The organism is Thiospirillum jenense, from assembly GCF_014145225.1.
GTDB lineage: Bacteria > Pseudomonadota > Gammaproteobacteria > Chromatiales > Chromatiaceae > Thiospirillum > Thiospirillum jenense.
This window is the reverse complement of the sequence record NZ_JABVCQ010000009.1, coordinates 20,238-42,720: the sequence shown is the minus strand read 5'-3', so window position 1 is coordinate 42,720 and position 22,483 is coordinate 20,238. Positions and strand designations below refer to the sequence as shown.

General features: G+C 47.2%; 9 protein-coding genes. 7 read left to right on the top strand and 2 right to left on the bottom strand.

The genetic code is table 11. The annotated features are described in order from the left end of the window. Positions 1–107 precede the first annotated feature (107 nt). The 3 genes from HUK38_RS05590 to HUK38_RS05580 all read left to right on the top strand — a co-directional run bounded on the left by HUK38_RS05590 (position 108) and on the right by HUK38_RS05580 (position 10,421). Complete coding sequence (locus HUK38_RS05590) at positions 108–6,653, top strand: non-ribosomal peptide synthetase (protein WP_182583318.1); 6,546 nt, start codon at positions 108–110, stop codon at positions 6,651–6,653. A 159-nt stretch (positions 6,654–6,812) separates the two neighbouring features. Then, complete coding sequence (locus HUK38_RS05585) at positions 6,813–8,066, top strand: alpha/beta hydrolase (protein ID WP_182583316.1); 1,254 nt, start codon at positions 6,813–6,815, stop codon at positions 8,064–8,066. A 9-nt stretch (positions 8,067–8,075) separates the two neighbouring features. Beyond that, a complete protein-coding gene (locus tag HUK38_RS05580; RefSeq protein WP_182583314.1) occupies positions 8,076–10,421 on the top strand; it encodes an HlyD family secretion protein in 2,346 nt (781 codons plus the stop codon). Between the two features lie 22 nt (positions 10,422–10,443). On the opposite strand, the gene HUK38_RS05575 is transcribed toward HUK38_RS05580, so the two are convergent. Beyond that, positions 10,444–13,017, bottom strand: a complete 2,574-nt coding sequence (locus tag HUK38_RS05575; RefSeq protein WP_182583394.1) for a PAS domain-containing sensor histidine kinase — start codon at positions 13,015–13,017, stop codon at positions 10,444–10,446. A gap of 159 nt (positions 13,018–13,176) precedes the next feature. Here HUK38_RS05575 and HUK38_RS05570 point away from each other — a divergent pair, with 159 nt between their 5' ends. From HUK38_RS05570 to nikB, 3 genes are all read left to right on the top strand, one after another. Beyond that, positions 13,177–13,614, top strand: coding sequence for an RDD family protein (locus tag HUK38_RS05570; protein ID WP_182583312.1), 438 nt, complete (start codon positions 13,177–13,179; stop codon positions 13,612–13,614). Between the two features lie 126 nt (positions 13,615–13,740). After that, positions 13,741–16,140 carry an O-linked N-acetylglucosamine transferase family protein gene (locus HUK38_RS05565; protein ID WP_182583310.1) on the top strand — a complete coding sequence of 800 codons (2,400 nt, stop codon included), beginning with the start codon at positions 13,741–13,743 and terminating at the stop codon, positions 16,138–16,140. A gap of 27 nt (positions 16,141–16,167) precedes the next feature. Beyond that, entirely contained in the window at positions 16,168–17,085 is a 918-nt protein-coding gene (gene nikB, locus HUK38_RS05560) for a nickel ABC transporter permease (RefSeq protein WP_182583308.1), read from the top strand. A 105-nt stretch (positions 17,086–17,190) separates the two neighbouring features. On the opposite strand, the gene mtnA is transcribed toward nikB, so the two are convergent. Continuing rightward, the gene (mtnA, locus tag HUK38_RS05555) at positions 17,191–18,264 is read right to left on the bottom strand and encodes an S-methyl-5-thioribose-1-phosphate isomerase (RefSeq protein ID WP_182583393.1); all 1,074 of its coding nucleotides are present in this window, start codon (positions 18,262–18,264) and stop codon (positions 17,191–17,193) included. Positions 18,265–18,543: 279 nt separating this feature from the next. Here mtnA and HUK38_RS05550 point away from each other — a divergent pair, with 279 nt between their 5' ends. After that, positions 18,544–22,413: an FIST N-terminal domain-containing protein gene (locus HUK38_RS05550; protein ID WP_182583306.1), complete on the top strand. Its 3,870-nt coding sequence runs from the start codon at positions 18,544–18,546 to the stop codon at positions 22,411–22,413. Positions 22,414–22,483 lie beyond the last annotated feature (70 nt).

Here is a 22,483-nt window from a genome sequence, read left to right as displayed (position 1 = left end):
TGATTGATGCGGTTTATTCCTCACCACATCCGACGTTTTATTAATAACGCGTTAATAACAACGGCAGCCGCTAACCTCGATTTTTATTCTTCACTGTCAGGCACACAATGCACGGCTGCGATTCAACTCAATTAACCTCCAATCCCGCAATTGAAGCAGTTTATCCGCTTTCACCATTGCAACAGGGCATGGTATTACAAACCTTGCAAGCGCCGCACGCGGGTTTATTTTTTCAACAATTAGCGGTAAGCGTGAATGATCTTGACGTGCCGGCCTTCACGACCGCGTGGCAGCAGATCATTACGCGCCATGCCATTTTGCGCACCGCGTTTCAATGGCAAGATGACACCTATTTAATGCAGGTCGTGTATCATCACGCTGACTTGCAAATCACCCAACTTGATTGGCGTGAATTGTCCGAATTAACCCAGCGGCAGCAATTAAAAACGCTGTTATTACAAGATCGGCGGCGCGGTTTTATTTTAACTGAACCGCCGTTATTGCGCCTGTTATTAATTCAACACGATGCGCGGCGCTGGACGGTAATTAAAAGCCATCATCATGCGTTATTTGACGGTTGGTCGGGTGGATTATTACAGCGCGATGTGCAGCGGCATTACATTGCTATTCGCCAACAGCGCTCGTTACAATTGCCGCCGCCACCATCATTTGGTGAATACGCGCAGTGGTTGACAGCGCAAGATTTCACGCCAATTGAACAGTTTTGGCGGCAACAATTCAGCGGTTTTATTTCACCCACGCCCTTGCCGGGGTTAATAAAACGCACCGCTACTGCCCATCCAGCACAGCCGTTTATTAGTCAAGAATTAGTCTTGCCAGCGGCGCTGACAATGGCCATTCAATCGCTGGCGCAACAATTACATTTAACCATCAATACCGTATTGCAAGCGGCGTGGGCGTTGCTTTTACAATTATGGAGTGGCGAGCGTGATTTGGTATTTGGCGCCACTTTTTCGGGGCGGTCGGTGAATTATCCCGATTTAACCGAGATGATTGGATTATTGATTAATGCGTTGCCGGTGCGTGTGCAATTGAATTGGCAGGAGTCGGTGGCCGATTGGTTGAGCGCGCTGCATTCGCAATTATTAACTGTCCAAACCTATGAACACACGCCGCCCGCGCAGATTCAAACCTGGAGTGAATTACCCGCCAACGTGCCGCTGTTTAATACGCTCGTCACCTTTAATAGTCAAGCATTAAACGGCGGCGCACCGGCAATTGACAATGTGAATCAAGCGAATGCGCCGCTGAGTTTTACCAGTATTCCGTTGTCATTGATGGTTTTTGAAACGCCGGCCGCGTTGCGATTAACTTTAACGGCGCACACGCAATACTACGGCGCGGAAATGCTCATGCGGTTATTGCAGCAGGTGCAATGGTTTTTAACCGTATTAACCACGCATTCCACGCAGCAATTGGGTAAATTGCCGCTCATGTCAGCAGCGGAAGCGGCTGTCATTATCACGCAATGGAATCATGCGCAAGTTGATTACCCGCGTCAATTGGGTTTGCATCAAGTTTTTGAATTAGCCGCAGCGCGGACGCCCAATGCAATTGCGGTGATAGATAATGACGGTGAATTGACTTTTGCCGCGCTGAATCAACAGGCCAATCAACTCGCGTATTATTTGCGGGCGCTGGGCGTGACGGCGGATGCGCTGGTCGGCTTGGCAATTGAACGCTCGCGGGCCGCGGTGATTGGGTTATTAGCAATCTTAAAAGCAGGCGGCGGGTATGTGCCATTGGATCCCGATTATCCTGCGCCGCGTTTGGCATTTATGTTAGCCGACGCCGGGGTGCATTGGTTATTAACGCAAACGGCATTAACCGCGCTGCATCGTGAATTAAACTTGACCCAATCTGCGGTGCAGGTGATTCAATTCGATCAGGATGCGCATTTATGGGCCGACGCGCCAGCAGATAATTTGCCGCCCGATACAAATAATTATGCCGAGCGCGTGGCGGTGGTGATTTATACGTCGGGATCAACCGGTCAACCAAAGGGCGCTTTATTGCCGCATCGCGTGGCGGTTAATCGGTTGTTTATTGAACCAGAACCATTGCGGCCGAATGAAGTGTTAGCCGCCAAAACATCATTCAATTTTATTGATTCGATTTGGGAGTTATTTTACGCTTGGCATTGGAATTGCCCGACGCGGTTAATTGACCAAACGACAGCGCGTGATCCCGTGTTGTTAATTAAAACATTGGCGGCTGCGGGTGTGACGCGATTGGTTTTGGTGCCGTCATTATTGCGCAGTTTATTAGATACCGATGCCGCAATTGCGCAGCATTTACCGCATTTACAGCAATGGATTTGCAGTGGCGAGCCATTACCCGCTGATTTATCCGAACGCTTTGCCGCGCAATTACCCGACCGTTTATTAGTGAATGTGTACGGCACGAGCGAGACGTGGGATGTGACGCGCTACGCCGCGCTCGGGCGCAATTGTGAACATCCCGCGCCGCTCGGGCGGCCGTTCGCCAACTGCCAAATCTATGTGCTTGATTCTGCTGGACGTTCTGTGCCAATCGGCGTGGCCGGTGAGGTGGTGATCGGCGGTGACGGCGTGACGCTGGGCTACCTCGGACACCCCGGATTGACGGCCGAGCGGTTCATTCCCGACCCGTTCCAGCCGCAGCGTGGCACGGCGTGTTACCGCAGCGGTGATCGCGCTCGCTGGCGACCCGACGGGCAGTTGGAATTGCTCGGGCGCACCGATCAACAGGTGAAAATTCGCGGGTATCGCGTCGAGTTGGGCGAAATTGAAGCCGTTTTGCGGCGACATCCCACCATTGCGCAGGCGGCAGTGGTGGCGACCGCGCAGCAGCAACTGGTGGCGTTTGTCGTGTACGCGGCTGACCCGTCGGCGTCAGCGGATGCGCCGCCTAATCCATTGCCGGTACTGGAGTTTTTGCAGCAGCAACTCCCCGCCTACCTCGTGCCGGCGCGGTTGATTCCACTCGAACGCCTGCCGCTGACGCCGAGTGGCAAATTAGATCGGCAGGCGTTGCCTGATCCGAATACTGATTTCACCGAGCGCCAGCACCAGTCAGCGACTGACACCGCGCCGCGCTCGCCGACTACCGCCACCGAGCAGCGCGTGGCCGAAATTTGGTCAACCGTGCTGCGCCAGCCGCATCTCAACGTTGACGACCGCTTCACTCATTTGGGCGGGCATTCGCTGCTGGCGACGCAGGTGATGACGCGGCTGCGCGACCAGTTCCAGTTGCAAATTCCGCTCGCGGTGATTTTGGACGACGGCACGGTGGCCAGCGTCGCGGCGTGGTTAGACAGTCACCGTGACGATCCGCACTTTGCTGCCGATGCTGACCTGCCGCTCCTGGCGACGGAATTGGTCACGACCGACGCGAGCGGTGAAATCCGCGCTCCGCAATCGTTCGGGCAACAGCGGCTGTGGTTTTTAGCGCAACTCGCCCCCGGCAGTCCGCTCTACACCACGCTCATCCCGATCAACTTGACGGGGCAATTTGACGAGCTGGCGCTGCGCGAGGCGATCACCGCGCTGGTGCAACGGCACGAAACTCTGCGCACCGTGTTTGGTTTGGACGACAACGCCGAACCGGTGCAACGGATTTTGCCCGAACTGCCGCCGCCGCTCCAACTGTTGGACTTTACCCACGTCGCCCGCGTGCAACACCGCGCCGCGTTGCAACGGTTGCGGCTACAGATCATGGCGCAACCGTTTGATTTGGCGACGGGGCCGCTGCTGCGCATCACCGCCGCGCTGCTTGAACCAACGCACCAACTGCTGCTCGTCGCGTTACATCACATCATCACCGACGGCTGGTCACTGGCGATCCTGCGCCGTGAACTGTTGCAGTTTTACACCGCCGCCCGCCGCGGTCAGGTCGCGCAACTGCCACCGCTCCCGCTGCAATACCGCGACTACGCCATCTGGCAGCGGCAGTTACTGCACGGCGAATCGCGCCAGCAACTGCTTGATTATTGGCGACAAAAACTCGCCGGCGTCGTGCCACTGACCTTGCCGACCGATCACCCGCGCACCGCCACGCCCCCGAACGGTAGCGCCCGCGTGGCGCTCAACTTGGATACCGCCCTGACCCAGCGCCTGCACACGCTCGGGCAATTGGAACAGGCGACGCTGTTCATGGTGCTACTGGCCGCGTTCCAGTGGCTGCTGCGCTGTTACAGCGGACAAACCGACGTGGTGGTTGGCACGCCCGTCGCCAATCGCAACCGCGCCGAGTTGGAAGGCTTAATTGGTTTATTTGTCAACACGTTAGCGCTGCGGAGCGATTTGTCCGGTGCGCCGAGTTTTCGGCACCTGTTGCAGCAGGTCAAGCAAACCTGTTTGGATGCCTACGCCCATCAAGATTTGCCGTTCGAGCAACTGGTGGACGAGCTGGCGCCGCAACGGGATTTGCACGCCCAGCCGCTGGTGCAGGTGTTGCTGGTGCTGCAAACCCTGCCGCACGGTGGCGGGAGTGGTGCTGGCGCGGGATCAGCATTACCGGCCGCGGTTCTCCCGCACCCCGACCCGCTCGCGCTGGGAGAGGGCGAGTCTGAGATGAGCGGTGCGGCCGGCGCGGCGATCTATTTTGATTTGACGCTGACCTTGACCGAAACGCCGCACGGCTTGACAGGTGATTTGCGTTACAGCCCGCATCTGTTCGAGCGCAGCACGATGCAGCGGCTGGTGAATCACTGGCTGACGTTGCTGGTCACGATCACGCAACAGCCCGAGGTGCCGCTCGCCCCGACCAGTTTGATCAGCGCGGCCGAGCGCGAACAGTTGCACCAGTTCAGTCGTGGTCAGGTGAACGAGGCGACATTTGCCGCGCTCGCCGCCGAACCGCCCGCCTGCATTCACCAGTTGATTGCCGAACAGGCGCAGGTGCAACCCGATCACGCGGCGCTGGCGTGGGGGGCGGATCAGCAGTTGAGTTACGCGCAACTTGACCAGTGCGCCACGTCGCTGGCCGCGCAGTTGTTGGAACGCGGGTTGCAACCTGAGCAAGTGGTCGGGATGTTTTTGGAACGCGGCGCGGCGGCAATTGTCACGATTTTGGCGATTTTCAAAGCCGGTGGCGTCTATTTGCCGCTCGATCCCAACTTGCCGAGCGAGCGGCTGGCGTGGTTGCTTGACGATGCCCGGCCGGCGGTGATCGTGACCAGTGACGCCGTGCGCGATCAGTTGCCCGAGGTGACGGCGGCGGTGATTTCACTCCCAGCGGATTGGGTAGCACTCCCTCTCCCAGCGGGAGAGGGTTGGGGTGAGGGAGAAATGCCCGCCACCGCCACCGCGTTATCAAATCACGTCAACCCGCACCAATTGGCGTACCTGATTTACACCTCCGGCTCGACCGGCCGCCCCAAAGGCGTGATGGTCGAACATCACAGCTTAACGCGGGTCATTCGCGCCCAAATCCCGCGATTTCGGCTCACCTCCGATCAGCGGGTACTCGCCACCATCGCGCTGAGTTTTGATGCGTCGCTCGGCGAAATCTGCCGCACGCTCGGTGCTGGCGCGACGCTCTACCTCGCCCCGCGTGAAGCACTGCTGCCCGGCGCGGGTTTAATTCACCTATTGCGCGATCAACGCATCACCACCGCCACGCTCGTGCCAGCGGTATTAGCCGCCTGCCCGAATGATGTTGAATTACCCGAATTAACCACCATTAGCGTTGGCGGTGAAAGTTTATCAATTGAATTAGCGCAACGCTGGGGGCGCGGGCGGCGGTTATTAAATGGTTATGGACCGACGGAAACCACGATTGGCGCAACGCTGGCGTGGGATTGGTCATTAGACAAAAAACCGCCACTCGGGCGGCCGCTGCCGGGCGTGATTGCACAGGTTTTAAATGAAAACCAGCAATTGTTACCGCTCGGGTTAATTGGAGAATTGTATTTGGGCGGGGCGCATTTGGCACGCGGCTATTGGCAACAACCGGAATTAACTGCGCAGCGGTTTATTCCCGATCCATTCAATTCAGAACCCGCAGCGCGGCTGTATCGCACGGGTGATTTGGTGCGCTGGTTAAATGATGGGCAATTAGAATTCTGCGGGCGGACGGATGAACAAATTAAGATTCGTGGGCATCGCGTTGAGCCGGGCGAAGTGGCGGCGGTATTAAATGAACATCCCGCGATTGCCCAAGCAATTGTATTAGCCTGGCAACCGCCGGCGGCAAATAGCGCGAGTTTAGCGGCGTTTATTGTGTTAATGAACCCGACGGATGCGCCGCCGAATTATCATCAATTCCTCGCGCCGCGGTTGCCGGATTATTTAATTCCACAACGTTTTATTAACCTGCCCGCCCTGCCGCGCACGGCGAATGATAAACTTGATCGTGCTGCATTATTAAACCAACTCGCCACCACGCCAATTGAATACGCGGCGGCGAATTATGTTGAACCGCGCACCGAAGTAGAACAGACATTAGCCAAGATTTGGGCGCTGGTATTAGGAATAGAACAGGTCGGTATTCACGATAACTTTTTTGAATTGGGTGGCGATTCAATTTTGAGTATTAAAATGCTTGTCCGTGCCAATGAAGCGGGCTTGCAATTAACGCCGCGTGATGTCTATCGATTGCAAACCATTGCCGAGCAGGCGGCGTATGCCGTGCAACAGATGCCGTCGTAATGATGAATCACGCCCGCTTTCTAACATGAATTGACACAACGGAAAATAGCGAATGTACACCACCTATCGCGTCACAACTGATGAATTAAACAGGGCAATACGATTGAATTCGATCTTGATAAACATCATTGATGGCAATTAACCACGAGGAAAGCGATCATGCTCAGTTTTAATAGCAAGATGAATCATTGGCAATTTACGCTGTTCATTGTGAGTATTCTTATTGTCAATAGCAATGTCTTATTAACTGGCTGCGCCACCGCCGGCGCGACGGTACCTACTCCGCAAATGCGCATAAAAACAGATATTCGCTATGATACTGCGGCCAGATCAGCGTCTGGATTCAACCAATTGGACGTATTTTACGCCGAAAAAACCAGCGCCACTGCGGCATTAAACCCGGTGATTGTGTTTATTCACGGTGGCAATTGGACAGGTGGTGATAAAGCCAATTTACGCAATCAAAATAACGCCGAAATACCACAGTATTTTGTGCAACGCGGCTATGTATTTGTCGCATTAAACTTCCGCCTTGCAAGTGAAGACCAATCGATTGGTTTAGCCGACATGGCAACCGATATTGCGCATGGTTTGCGTTGGATACATCAACATATTAAAGAATACGGCGGCAAGAATACAGAGATGGTGCTGTGGGGCTATTCATCTGGGGCGCATTTGGCGACGTTAATTGCAATGGATAAGCGTTATTTAAGCCGCGTGAACCTCACGCCTCAAATGATTGCGGGTGTGATTGGAATGGATGTACCGCAATACGATGTGCCAAAAGCCTTTCAATTATTAGCAACAGAAGATGTTGGTGGTTGGAATGAAACAACACGGGCGCGGCAATTAGAAACTTTATTTGGCCGAACGGCAACACAGCAACGCGAGTTTTCACCCTCAGAATATCTGACCGAACAGACCCAACGGCTCAAGTTTTTATTGATTTCTTCCGGCCGAATGCACGATGGTCCTCAGACTTTTTCTAATCGCATGAGCAACCATTTCAAAAACAAACTCACAGCAAAAGGTGTCACTATTCAACATCGGCATTTTGAAGAATTCAGTCACGCTGAATTGATGTCACAGTTTTTATATTCTGATTTAAATAAAGTTGTGATGCAGTATTTGCGCCGGTTGCATGGTCAATTATCCAGCTTAAATGATACTGTTTTGCCCAACCAATTGAATAAACCTACAACACAGCAGCGGGCAGCTTATCGCGGCATCTCTTCATCAATCAATCGCAATCACATTGCTTATCGGCTTGGACAATTGGATCATAATGGTGATGGGATTATTGAATGGCGTGATATTCCAACGCTCGCTGGACAGCAGGCATTTTTGTTAGTAGATCGCAATGGCGACCACCGCATCACGATTAAAGAAATGGATCAGTTTTTAGCGCCATGATGCCAAAAGATGTCACAACTGCGTGATGATCTTGTTTTCAGTGTCAATGCCAATACGGGCGATTGTGTTATTCGTGATCCCCAAACACAGCAAACATTTGAATTCGGTCAGCAGGAGTGCTATCTATTACAACAATTCCAACATTCCGTTGATTTGAATCAGATTGTGACTGCGGTCAATACGACATATCAAGCGCAGTACACCATTGAAGAGATTACAGAGTTTTTAGCATTATTAAACGACTGGGGCTTATTAACACCAGTTCAACCTAATCCGGCTCATTCTACGCCAGAGCAAGCAGCACATCATTTGCCGCCCTTCACTGATAAAACGGCGGCGTCAGATTCATTTATTCAACAACCCAATCGCTGGCATTTATTCAATCCTCAACCGTTATTAGATTGGCTGCATCAACAGCTATTGCCATTGCAATCTGTTGCATTTTTAATCATAACGCCCGTCGTTCTATTCGGAATTCTGACTATTGTATTGAATTGGTCAATGCTGCGACTTGACTTGGCGACAGCATTTTCACACTTCAGTATTATTACTCGCCTCATCTTTACCGCATTTACTATTAACTTATTATCACAGCTCGGCCATGCCATCATTGCGCGTCACTATGGCGTCGCAACGCCCAGCTTTGGCATTGTTTTTATTCTCGGTTTAATTCCTCGTTTTAATATCCAACTCATCCCGACAACGGCACTCATTCGTCACGCCCGTATTAAACTAGCCAGCGTTGGCTTAATCATGCGATTATGGTTATTAGGCGGCGCCGGTTTAATATGGTTAATTACCCGCCCATCTGGACATTTACTCGCCACCGCCAGCGCCGAATTAATTTTTTTAATTAGTATTAACCTGTTCTTTACACTCAATCCACTCTTAAAAGGCGACGGCTATCGTCTAATTACTGCATTCGGCAACGCACCCGAATTTCGCGCCCGTTCATTTCAAGCACTGAAACAACAGTGGTTCGGCGCCCCCAGCGCAATTACACGACATACCCGCTATCATATGGGGCATTTTATTTACGCCATTGCTGTTGTTTTATTTTTAATTGCCATCAGCGTATTTGTCACAGTCTTTATTGGCCATTGGCTCGAATCACGGTTTAATGGCACTGGCGTTGTTGTCTTATTGTTGTTAATCGGCTACGTCATCGTCACGCTATTACGCCAACATCATTATCAACAGCGCGCATCATTAAAGCCGACTGATTCATCAATTGCCAACTTATTATCACATAAAACAACCCATGCTGCCCAATCTGTACCACCACATTTAATCACACCCCCAACGCAGCATACGCGCTCTAAATATCATTTATTACGCAATTCTGTCGTGCGCGGAGTGTGGATTGCTGCAATAATTGGAATGGGATTTATTCCCTATCCGTATGAAATTGGTGGAGAATTCACCTTATTTCCCATCGCTAAAATGCAAATGACGGCGCAAGCGGACGGACAAATAGAAACGGTGCTATTTAATGGTGGTGAATGGTTAGAACGAGGCACGTTAATTGCGCAATTGGCACAGCATCGCCAAACCAAAGATGTGGCGGTCACTCGAGCTGCTTTAACAGCAAAACAGAGTGAAATGCAGCAATTATTGACTACGCCATCTATTGAAGAGATTGCTTTGGCAGCGGCGCAACTGGCAACGGCACAATTGAAAGCGCGGTATAGTCGTGATGAAACTCAACGGCTGGAAACCTTATTTGCTAAAGGTACAGTGTCTTTACAAAAAATCGAAATAGCGCGGGCGGTCAGTGACCTTGACCAGCGCATGGTGGTTGAACGCGAAGCGGCATTAGCAACATTGAAAACACAAATCAATCCACACCAAATTGCTATTATTCAAGCAGACATTGTACGCCTTGAAGCGGAATTAACTTTTTATTTAGAACAGTTAAAGCGCACACAACTTGTTATGCCCGTGACCGGACGAATTGTGACAATGCAATTAAAAAACAAGCAAAATGATTATCTTGAAGAAGGTGAATTATTTGCTGAAGTTGAAGATAATCGGTATATGCGTATTGAAATTGCGGTGCCAGAATTTGATAGTGCAGATGTGAGTATTGGTGCGAACGTGACGCTGAAACTGTGGTCACAACCCGCACAAATCTTTCATGGACAAGTCAAGGATATTGTTCCAATTATCACTGATAAACCCTATGGACAAGTAATGACCGTGATAGGTGAATTGCCGAATGACGATCGCCAGTCGCTTAAATCAGGATTAACTGGTTATGCAAAAATTGCCGGGCGGACTATGCCATTAGGAATTGCATTTACAAAAGGCATTGCCCGTTTTATTCAGATTGAAATGTGGTCATGGTTGCCATAATCATAATAACTCACGATTAAAATCATGGTGTGGACGTCGTCATAGAGTCACTCGTTTCTGTGGTGAGTGTTTTATCATGTCTGACAACGGGCAGCCGAATATAAAAGGTCGCACCCTGACCAAGTTGTGATTCTGCCCAAATTCGCCCATCGTGATTTTCAATAATGGTTTGACTAATTGGTAAACCCATACCCATTCCAGTGTTCTTTGTCGTGAAAAATGGATCAAATAAACATGCCATACGCGCTGGAGAAATACCATCTCCATTATCACGCACCCGCACTTCGGCATAACATATTTCATCATCATTCAACGTATTTAACACCGTTTCAATTGTGAGGGTGCGGCTACCCTCTGGACGGTCAGCCAGTGCATCTAACGCATTGCGCACTAAGTTTAATAAAACTTGTTCAATTTGAACTAAATCAACATTAACAGGTATTTCACCAGTGGCTAAGTCCAATTGAATTTGCATAGCTAAACGTCCAGTTTCAAATTCAACAAAACTACAGACTTCTCGCACTAGGTAATTCAAATCTACTTCAGAACGAATAGGCGGTTGTTTACCTACCAAAGTCCGCAAACGTCGAATAATTTCACTCGCTCGTTGCGCTTGATTAGCAATATGTTTCATTGCTTCAATGAGTGAAGTTGTTTCACCGCTGCCGCTTTGCAAACGGCGAATACACCCATTCGCATAATTCGCAATTGCCGATAACGGTTGATTGATTTCATGTGCCATGCCGGTCGCAACTTCACCCATCGTACTTAAACGACAGACATGCACTAATTCGGCTTGATGTTGACGTGATTCTTGCTCGGCCCGCCGCACGGCTGTAATATCACGCGCATAAATATTGACATAACTTAAATCTTGAATTGGGACAAATAATAACGAATAAATATGACTGCCAAGATCATCTTCACGCTCGCGGGTTACACCATCGGCAAGTGCAACAATGACTTCATCATGCCAAGGCGGCGGTAAAACTGCACCAACGGTGGTTGACCACGCATGAATTAACGGCTCACTTGCAACATTTGCATAGACAATTAAACCATCATTATTCACTCGCAAAATGGGATGAGGACTTTCACTGACAAAACGCGCTAATCCTTTGATTTCACGCTCAGTTTGTTTGCGTTTAGTAATATCATGTATGTAAAGAGTATAAAAACGTTCGGCTTCAAGATCAATAGGAACAATAGAAAGCTCTACAGGAAAAATGTGGCCATTAGCACGACAGGCGTATAATTCAGTGCGAGCATGTGCCGGATGCACATGGCGGTGATGATGGGCGGACTTGCGTAATAATTCTTTGAATAATTCTTGATCGGATGGCGCCAAAAAATAGGCGATAAAATCTGTTCCCAATATGCTGACTGAATCAAATTGTAAGATTTTTTCAGCCATAGGATTAAAATCAATCACCTGTCCGGCGCGATTGATCGTGACAATCGAATCTAATGACGCCTCCATAATTGCAGCTTTTAATGCTTCGGTTTCACGCATTTCGGTTTCATGTTGCCGCCGCATTTCTTCACGCGCTTTCAATACTAAATGCGTAAAGTGCTGAATCCATTCTTCTAATAACAACAGCTGATTACCACCACGCCGAAAACCAGGATGTTTAATATTTAATGCACGTTGAGAAAATAATGACATGCGTTTCAAAACGCGATTTAATCGTGTTGACACAAGATAAATGACTAATGTGAATACAGTAATAAAAACGACGGCTGCAATCACACGTTGGCGGCGTTCAAATTGCACCACGCGCTGTGACATACGATTGACACTATGCTGTGGAATAAAGGTAGCAAATAATAGATTCCAATCAGATTTTTCGTAGCCTAATAATGATTGAGTTGTCACTAAAAAACTATCATGCCAGTTATCTATTGTTGTTCCAGTGGGCAAACGCTGTGGTTCAGTACTAATTAAAATCTGTTGTTTTCCAGCATCAACTAGTGCCACAATAGCATTATCTGCTGACAGCGTTCCTTCAGATGCCGTTAAAAACGCGGCATTAATTGGCACAATCACAACTAAGTTGCCCATCGTATAACCGCCCGCGTCTTCAATTTTATCACTCACCACAAGATATGGTGTATAGTTAATTTGGATAATTAATTGCTTAACATCGTCTGTTTCATTCAACCAATGTGACACATCATGCTGTAGTTCTTTAGGCAAATTTTGTGTACTCGCTTGATAAATTTCTCGCACATATCCGCGTGTATCTATTAATAAAACATGGCTAGGTGTTAATAGCGCATTGCGTTCAAAAAAATCTGGCAACCAAAATGGACGCGATCCTTCATAAATGATTGGTTCAACATGTTTTTCAGGAAACCAAAATAATGGTTCTAAATACTGCGCCAAGCGACGATGATTGGCTAATAATCGTGTTGTAGCCGCATAACTGGTCAGATATTGATTAAACCGCAGTAAGGTTTCACGCGCTCTTAAATCCAAACGCTCGCGTAATTCACGGTCAAATATTTTTTGCACGGCGCGACTTTGAATTTGATCGAGTACACCCCACACGGCCAAGCCAGCAATTAAACCAATTAAAATTGCAATGAGGGGCATTGGGATGCGCCGCAGCAAGCGAAATACGATAGGTTTAATAGTAAAACGCGGGAGTTTAATCATGAATTGCATACTTTGAAATGGGCGCTATGGTGATGTATGAACATCAATTGTGGTTAAAAAATAATGTTGTTTTAGTAAATTTAATAGGATATTGAGATGTCACAAATAACAACAGATTCTATTCCTAGTGGATTAAGGCGATTATTTTGTGCTGGCTATGATGTGCTATTATTAGCCAGTCTTTTATTTATTGCAACCGCAATCATATTAATTCCATATCAAAGCTTAACTGGAAATAATTTGACCAGCGGCGTTGGGCGATTGACACTGCAAATTTACCTATTATTAATTATAGTAGGATATTATTTATACTTTTGGAGTCATGGTCGCCAAACATTAGGAATGCGAGCGTGGCGAATACAGTTTGTTAATCAACATGGGTATCACTTAACTTGGTCATTAGCCGCATGGCGGCTGCTATGGTCATTAATAACATTGGCGCCAATTGCTTTGTTGTGGTCAAGCATCAGTCGTAGTCAATATGCGTGGCACGATCAGTTATCGCGCACCTATCCGATATTGGTCGCTAAATAGGTGGTTTATTTTAACAACACACAATACCTGATCATTGCTATCTTCACTTGCTCAACTATCTGGCGGTGATAATAAACTCGTATTTTGCCCTGCTTTTTATAAATAATTTTGCGAATGGTGATTTCAATGTCGTTGACTGAATTAACAATTCCTCAACTTTTCCAACTGGCTGACCAATTAAAAGCCAATCGAAAAAATGAAGAAGTGGTGGCGTTATACCGAGCGTGGTTGGCTGTTAATTCCGTAACAACCGCTTATGCTGTATGGTTTAATCTTGGCGTTGAATTAGGGCATCTTAAACGGCATGAAGAAGCGATTGAAGCCTATCGTGCTGCCATTTTTTGTTATCCTGATTTTTTACCAGCCCGGTTTAATATTGGCGCACAACTAGAGCAATTGGGGCGTACCAATGAGGCATTAGCAACATGGCGGGCTATTTTAACATTACCTCCAGAGTTATTAGACACGGACCCTGCTTTACACCAGCTCACGTTAAATAATCTTGGACGATTATTAGAAATAGAACGAGAGTATCCTGCATCTGAAGCAATATTGGCAGAGAGTTTACAGCGTGATTCAAATCAGCCGCATGTATTACAGCATTGGTTGCATTTACGGCAAAAACAATGTGCATGGCCAATTTGTATTCCATTGGCGGATTTAACGCCATTGCAAATGTGGCAAGCCGCTTCAACACTCTCCACATTAGCATTAACAGATGATCCTGAATGGCAATTAGAAGGCACACAGCGCTTTATTGCCAATAAGGTCACGTTGATTGATATGCCATTAACAAATGTGCGTGATTATGCACATCCGCGCCTGCGGTTGGGTTATTTATCATCCGACTTTTGCTTGCATCCGGTGGCATTGTTAATGGCAGAATTATTTGAACTGCACGACCGTGATCGCTTTGAACTCTATGGTTTTTGTTGGAGTCGTGAAGACGGATCCGCCATGCGCCGCCGCATTATTCATGCGATGGATCATTTCATTCGTATTGGTGACATGGACGATGCACGGGCGGCACAATGTATTCGTGATCAGGAAATTGATATTTTAATTGACCTACACGGTTTAACCTCGGGGGCGCGTCCAAATGTTTTAGCATATCGGCCGGCCCCGGTTCAGATCACTTATTTGGGTTTACCTGGCACCAGCGGTCATCCTGAATTGGATTATGTGATTGCAGACAATTATCTCATTCCGCCAGAAGAAATAAACTATTACAGTGAACGACCGCTGTATATGCCGCATTGCTTTCAAGTCTGTGATCGCCAACGCGAAGTTGCACCACCCCAACAACGCGCTGAGTGTCAATTACCAACCGACGCTTTTGTATTCTGCTGTTTTAATAATAATTATAAAATCACGCCAGAGTTATTTGCCGTCTGGATGCGCATCCTTCATCATGTTCCACACGCAGTTTTATGGTTATTGGCAGATAATCCGCAAGCACAAGTGAATATGAAAACGGCAGCAGAACAGGCGGGTATTACACCAGAACGCTTGATTTTCACAACACGAGTTGCGCCGCCGGTGTATTTGGCACGTTACGCATTAGCGGACGTGTTTTTAGACACCTTTCCATTCAATGGCGGTACGACGGCGAATGATGCGCTTTGGATGGGTTTGCCGTTATTAACTCTGAGTGGACGGTCATTTGCATCACGCATGGCAGGCAGTTTATTAACCACTCTTGGTTTAGCTGAATTGATAACCACCTCGTTGGATGAATACGAAGAGCGCGCCGTTTATTTAGCTAATACCCCCGATTATTGCGCGACATTACGGCAGCATTTGCAAACGCGCCGCGATCATTCCCGCCCATTTGATATGCCGCAACAGGCGCGGGATTTAGAAACGCTGTATCTAAGTGCCTATAGTGAACGGTTAATGCAGCGGGCGGCACAGGCGCAGACCATTAAACGGTTATTACACGTTGGTTGTGGAAAACAAAATCGCACAGCCACGTTGCCATTGTTTATGTCGAATGAATGGTTAGAAATTCGGTGTGATATTGATCCTGATGTCAAGCCAGATGTATTAGCCAGCATGACAGATTTACGTGTATTAAATAATCAATCTGTGGATGCTGTGTTCTCACGTCACAATCTTGAGCATTTATACGCACATGAGGTATCTATTGCATTAAAAGAGTTTTGGCGGGTATTAACACCAACCGGTTTTGTTATTATCATTTGTCCTGATTTACAGTCCGTGTGCGCACAGGTCGCGGCGGGTCAATTAACTACACCCTTGTATCATGCACCAGTTGGTGTAATTACGGCTTTGGATATTCTATATGGATTGGGTAGTTCAATTGCGGCGGGTAATCAATTTATGGCACATCGAACTGGATTTACCCGCGATACTTTAATCACGGCATTAAAAACAGCCGGATTTGGGCGTGTGGCAGTGGTGGCGCGAGCGGCTGAATTTGATTTATGGGCGATTGCTACTAAGGCACCCCTCAATGATGCGAATTGGACGCACTTGTGCGAAAAACTATTGGCAACCCAATAAACTAATTAAGATAAAAAGGCATTAATAATGCGCGTCTTATTCACACGCTTGAGTGCAACAGTGATTGTCATTTTTGGCGTGTGTACACTGGTTTTTTTATTATTGCATGTCATCCCGGGGGATCCAATCGAAGCGTTATTAGGTGAACGGGCGCAGGCAGTTGACCAAGCGGCTTTGCGCGCTCAATTAGGATTGGATCAGCCGCTCACTATTCAATATGTGCAATATTTAACTCGATTAGCACAGGGTGATTTAGGTCAGTCATTACAGGAACAGAGCAGTGTTACGACATTATTAGCAGCGCGGTTGCCGGCGACCGTGTTATTAGCGATTGCGGCATTGACATTAGCAATTGGTATCGCATTGCCATTAGGCGTATTAGCTGCACAGCAGCATAAACGGTTATTAGACATGAGTGCAATGACGTTTTCACTGATTGGCTTATCCATGCCGAACTTTTGGCTAGGTCCGATGTTGATTTTGATTTTTTCATTAACCTTGGGTTGGTTGCCAATTAGCGGTAATGACAGTCCGGCGAGTTTAATTTTACCTGCTATGACACTTGGTACTGGGTTGGCGGCATTATTAGCACGCATGGTGCGGGCAAGTTTATTAGAAGTCTTGAATGAAGACTATGTACGCACGGCGCGAGCGAAGGGGGCGACTGAATGGCAGGTTCTATGGCATCATGCGTTGCGCAATGCGTGGCTACCCATTATTACGGTATTAGGGTTGCAATTGGGCGGAGTATTAGGCGGGGCGGTAATTACCGAAACGATCTTTGCATGGCCCGGCATTGGCAGTTTATTAGTTGAGGCGATTAAAGCGCGTGATTATCCAGTGGTACAGGGCTGCGTTTTGCTAATTAGTTTAATTTATGTGAGTGTCAATACGCTGACCGATCTGGCTTATCTATGGCTTGATCCGCGAGTACGGTTTAATTAAACAATACCAATCATGCGTTGTACCAAATTTGGTTTAACCGTAAATAAATTGTTATGCAATTCCCCCGCATCACTCGGGGGCGCGTGAATTGAAAATGACGCGGGTTTAATCCATTGCAATAGGCGCTGTTTGATATAAAGCGTGTAATTTTGCAGCATCCGGCTGGGCAATTACGCCACATTCAGTCACAATATAATCCACTAATGCGGCGGGCGTGACGTCGAAAACTGGATTGCGCGCTGCAACGCCGGCGGGGGCGACCCGCTGGCCGCCGCAACACAGTACTTCATCCGCCGCCCGTTCCTCGATGGGAATCGCGGCGCCGTTGGGCGTGTCGAGGTCAACGGTTGACAGCGGGGCGGCGACCATGAATTTGACGCCGTGATGGCGTGCCAATATTGCCAAGCCGTAAGTGCCGATTTTGTTGCACACATCGCCGTTGGCAGCGATGCGGTCTGCGCCGACGATCACCCAGCCGACGTCGCCGCGTGCCATCAAACTAGCGGCGGCGACGTCGGCTTGCACCGTGACGGGGATGCCAGATTCATGCAATTCCCATGCCGTGAGGCGTGATCCTTGCAGCCAGGGGCGGGTTTCATCGGCGTAAACGCAACGAATATTGCCGGCGGCGAACGCACTGCGCACCACGCCTAATGCTGTGCCATAACCGCCGGTGGCTAATGCGCCGGCATTACAATGCGTTATGATGGCGGTCGGTGTGTCAATTAACGCCGCCCCAAGTGCGCCGAGGGTTTGATTAGCAGCAATGTCTTCGGCGTGAATACGTTGAGCTTCGGCGAGCAATGCCGGTAATGGATCAACATGGTCAAGTGTGGCAATAAACTCGCGCATTCGTTTTAATGCCCAGAATAAATTGACGGCAGTCGGGCGGGCAGCAGCAAGTAATGCAAAATCTTCATTCAAATGCTCGCGCCAATCGTTGGTGGTATTTAATAAACGCTCGCGGGCGGCTAATACTACGGCATAGGCGACTGCGACACCAATGGCGGGGGCACCGCGTACTACCATATCACGAATAGCCGTGGCCACCGCCGCCCCGCTATTGCACATAATAAATGTGATGGTGTGCGGTAATTCACGCTGATCGAGTAGATATAATTGATTATCATGCCATACCACAGCATGATCTGGATGGGCAATAAGACTGGTCGGCAGCATTGATAAATCCATATAAATTACCTGAAATAAAATACGAGTCATGGATGACGGCAGTGAATTGTACCGCGCAACAATTCAGTTCACATAATAACCGACTGGCGGCAGTATTCATATTGAAAAAACGAAACATCATCGCTGATGATTCATTCAAACAAAAGCGGGGCATTGATCTTGTTGTCATAGACAATAAACTGAATGGGTGCTAAAAACAATCACTCATTGAGCGTTTATTCATTGAATGCAGCATCGCACTACCAAACGTGAATAAGGAGACTAGCATTGTTTTACACTGGACAATCATGCGCACAAAACGCTTGGGATGCGGTCTGCGAACTTCATGCCGCAGTAATTCAACCAGAAATGGCATGTGTGCTATTCTTTTGTTCAAGTCAATACGATTTAGATCAATTAAGTACCGCATTAAATAATCAGTTTGGCTCCATTCCCGTCATTGGCTGTACTACAGCGGGCGAAATTGGACCACTCGGCTATCAACAATACACTCTAACTGGGGTAAGTCTGCCCAATTCTGCATTTCAAATTGTTACTGGACAACTAAATGATTTAGATCATTTTGATGCCGCAGCCGCCCAAGAATTTGCACAATATCTTTATCAACAATTGCAAAAAAAAGCGCCATTTATTACAACTGATCAATGTTTTGCACTACAATTTATTGATGGCTTAAGTCAATGCGAAGAGCGCGTTGCTGATTGTTTTCAACAGGCACTGGGAGCAATTCCCGTTGTCGGCGCATCCGCCAGTGATGATCTTCAGTTTAAAGAAACTTTGGTGTTTTGCAATGGACAGTTTCATCGCAATGCAGCGGTTTTAATGATTGCACATACCACCTTGCCCTTTCGTATTTTGTATAGCCAACATTTTGCACCGAGCAACACCGCCATTATTGTCACCGCCGCTGATCCCAAACGGCGTTTAGTTACAACCCTCAACGGTCGTCCCGCAGCCGCAGAATATGCACAATTGATTGGCGTCACAATTGAACAACTCAATCCCGATTGTTTTGCAGCACATCCTTTATTAGTGCGTATTGGCGGACGTGATTACGCCCGTTCAATTCAAAGCGCCCATGAAGACGGTAGTTTAACCTTTTATTGCGCTATTCACGAAGGACTGGTATTACGCACCGCTCAGTTAAATGACCTAATTGACTGTACCACCACCACTTTTACTGAACTCACTGATGCCATCGGCGCATTACAATTAGTGCTTGGATTTGTTTGCGTATTGCGTTCATTAGAAGTGAGCCGTCGCAATCTCATCGTTGAGATGACAGCGTTATATCAACATTATCGTACCGTTGGTTATATGAGTTATGGTCAACAAGTGTGCGGTATTCATGTTAATCAAACCCTCGCCGGCATTGCATTTGGTAGCGAAGAGCGCAGTTGTTATCAATATGGTTATCAACATCATTACCCAGCACCATCACCAATTACTAACGCTTTACCGCCATTAGATTTCACCTGGATTGAAACACAGCGCCCCGCAACCGATTTAATTGCTGAAAATACTCGCTTGTACGAACTGATTCGAGTGTTGGTGCATCAAAACGAAATACAAACAAATGCCCAATTATCCGATTTTTATTTCTTTCAACATCGCATTGCATTAGAGAATGAAGTCCGAGAACGTACCGAACGCTTAACTGCTGCTTTACACGAAAATGAAATGATTACAACAGCGTTACGCACCAGTCAGCGTGACCTGTTAATTGAACGTGAGTTATTTTCTGGAGGACCGGTATTAACTATTGTTTGGTCAGCAAGTCCAGGTTGGCCAGTCATTTATGTATCAGAAAATGTCACTAAAATTATCGATTATGAGGTGGCAGAGCTATTGTCGCCAAATTTTCATTGGAGTACACATATTCATCCAGATGATTATGAGCGTATTGTTGCCGAAGTGAAAAATTACATTGCGAGCGGTGAGGATGCTTATGAACAATTCTATCGTTTTCAAAATAAATCAGGTAGGTTTCTCTGGTTTTATGATTACAATCGTGTTGAGCGCAATAATCTTGGAGAGGTGACACACATTCGCGGCTATCTTTTGGATCAAACTAATCTAAAAGAAGCCGAAGAAGAACGACTGACAACCGCTGAAGAATTGCGTAAAAAAAATGAAGAACTAGACCGCTATTTTACCAACAGCCTTGATTTACTATGCATTGCCAATACCGAAGGCGAATTTATGCGTCTCAATCCACAATGGCAAGAAGTTTTAGGCTATTCAGTAGCTGAATTGCGTGGAATGCGTTTTATTGATTTTGTGCATCCACATGATTTGAAAAGCACCCTAGAAATATTTAATCAATTGTGCGTTGAACAACCTATTGTTAATTTTGAAAACCGCTATCGGCATCTCGATGGTTCTTATCGCTGGATTGAATGGCGCTCAGTCATGGTGGATGATCTAATTTATGCCGCCGCCCGTGATACAACCACGCGGCGCAGCGCTGAAGATCAAGTCAGAAAAATGAACGAACAATTATGCCAAGCGATTGAATATGCCAATTTATTAGCACAACAAGCGCAGGCCGCCAATGCTGCAAAAAGTGCCTTTCTTGCAAATATGAGCCATGAAATTCGCACCCCAATGAATGGCGTCATTGGTATGCTAGATTTATTATTATCAACCCCACTAACTACAGAGCAGCGACATTATGCCGAAGTTGCTAATTCTAGCGCCGAATCTTTATTAAATTTAATTAAAGATATTCTCGACTTTTCTAAAATTGAAGCCGGTAAACTAGAGTTAATTAAAGAAGAGTTTGATTTAGAAAATCTACTAGATACATTAATGAGTAATTTTGCCTTATCAGCGCACAGTAAGGGTATTGAGTTATTATGCGATTGCGCTGATGATGTACCAACGGCACTGCGTGGTGACGCTGGTCGTTTGCAACAGATATTGACCAATTTAGTAAATAATGCCGTCAAATTCACCAGTCAGGGTGAAGTTTTAATACTGGTGACGACGGTTAAACATCTTGCTCACACCGTTTTATTACGATTTGACGTACACGATACTGGCATTGGCATTCCGATAGATAAACAACATTTGTTATTTGAAAAGTTTTCACAAGTAGACGCTTCTAATACGCGCAACTATGGTGGCACCGGTCTTGGTTTGGCTATTGCCCGCCAACTTGCCGAATTAATGGGCGGTACAATCGGTGTAACCAGCATTTTAGGGCAGGGTTCGCAATTCTGGTTCACAATACAGTTAGAACAATGCGATTCGTTATTACCGTTGTATAAAAATAAAATAGCAGCATGGCAACATAGCGCCGTGTTAATTATAGATGATAATTTACATCAACGCCATCTATTACGTCGCTGGTTATTGACTTGGGGAGTACAGGTATTAGAAGCAGCAAATGCAGCGAATGCGTTACAAATGTTGTATCAATCTTCGCATCGTTCATTCGTTCTAGACCGTATGATTATGTTAGTAGATCAGCATCTACCGGGCATGGATGGCGTTGCTCTGGGACGCACCATTCGTGCTGATATGCGCTTCGCAAATATCCCTTTAGTTTTATTAGAGACCTTGGCAACTGCGGATAAATGCGCTCCGCATCAGTTGTTTGAATTTAATTTAGTTTTGAATAAACCAGTACGACGTTTAGCACTGTACACGGCGCTAGATCAATTATTGGCAGTAGCTGTTAAATCAACGTCAGATATTGTTGGCGATCAAGTGTCAAGATTTCCAAAAGTGAATGTCGCTGAAAAAAAACGGGTCTTATTAGTAGAGGATAATGAAATTAATCAGCATGTAGCCAGTGCTATTCTAAAAAAATTACATATTGACTGCGAGATTGCTAATAATGGAATAGAAGCATTGGTGCGGCTTGCACAATATGACTATGATTTGGTGTTAATGGATGTTCAAATGCCGGGCATGGATGGTTTTGAAACAACCCGACATATTCGAGCAGCAAATCATGCGGTGCGTAATCCACAGATTATTATTATTGCAATGACTGCACATGCCATGCAAAATAATTTACAACAATGTCTTGACGCGGGTATGAACGATTATATCACCAAACCAATTGATGTGACGGTATTGGTGGGTTTATTCCAGCACTGGCTGACATCGCCACCAGCACAAAATTGATATGATAACTATTTGATTGATGAATCATTTCGTTTCGAGTCAAGTGATAATTCTTAATGAATACGCCAAT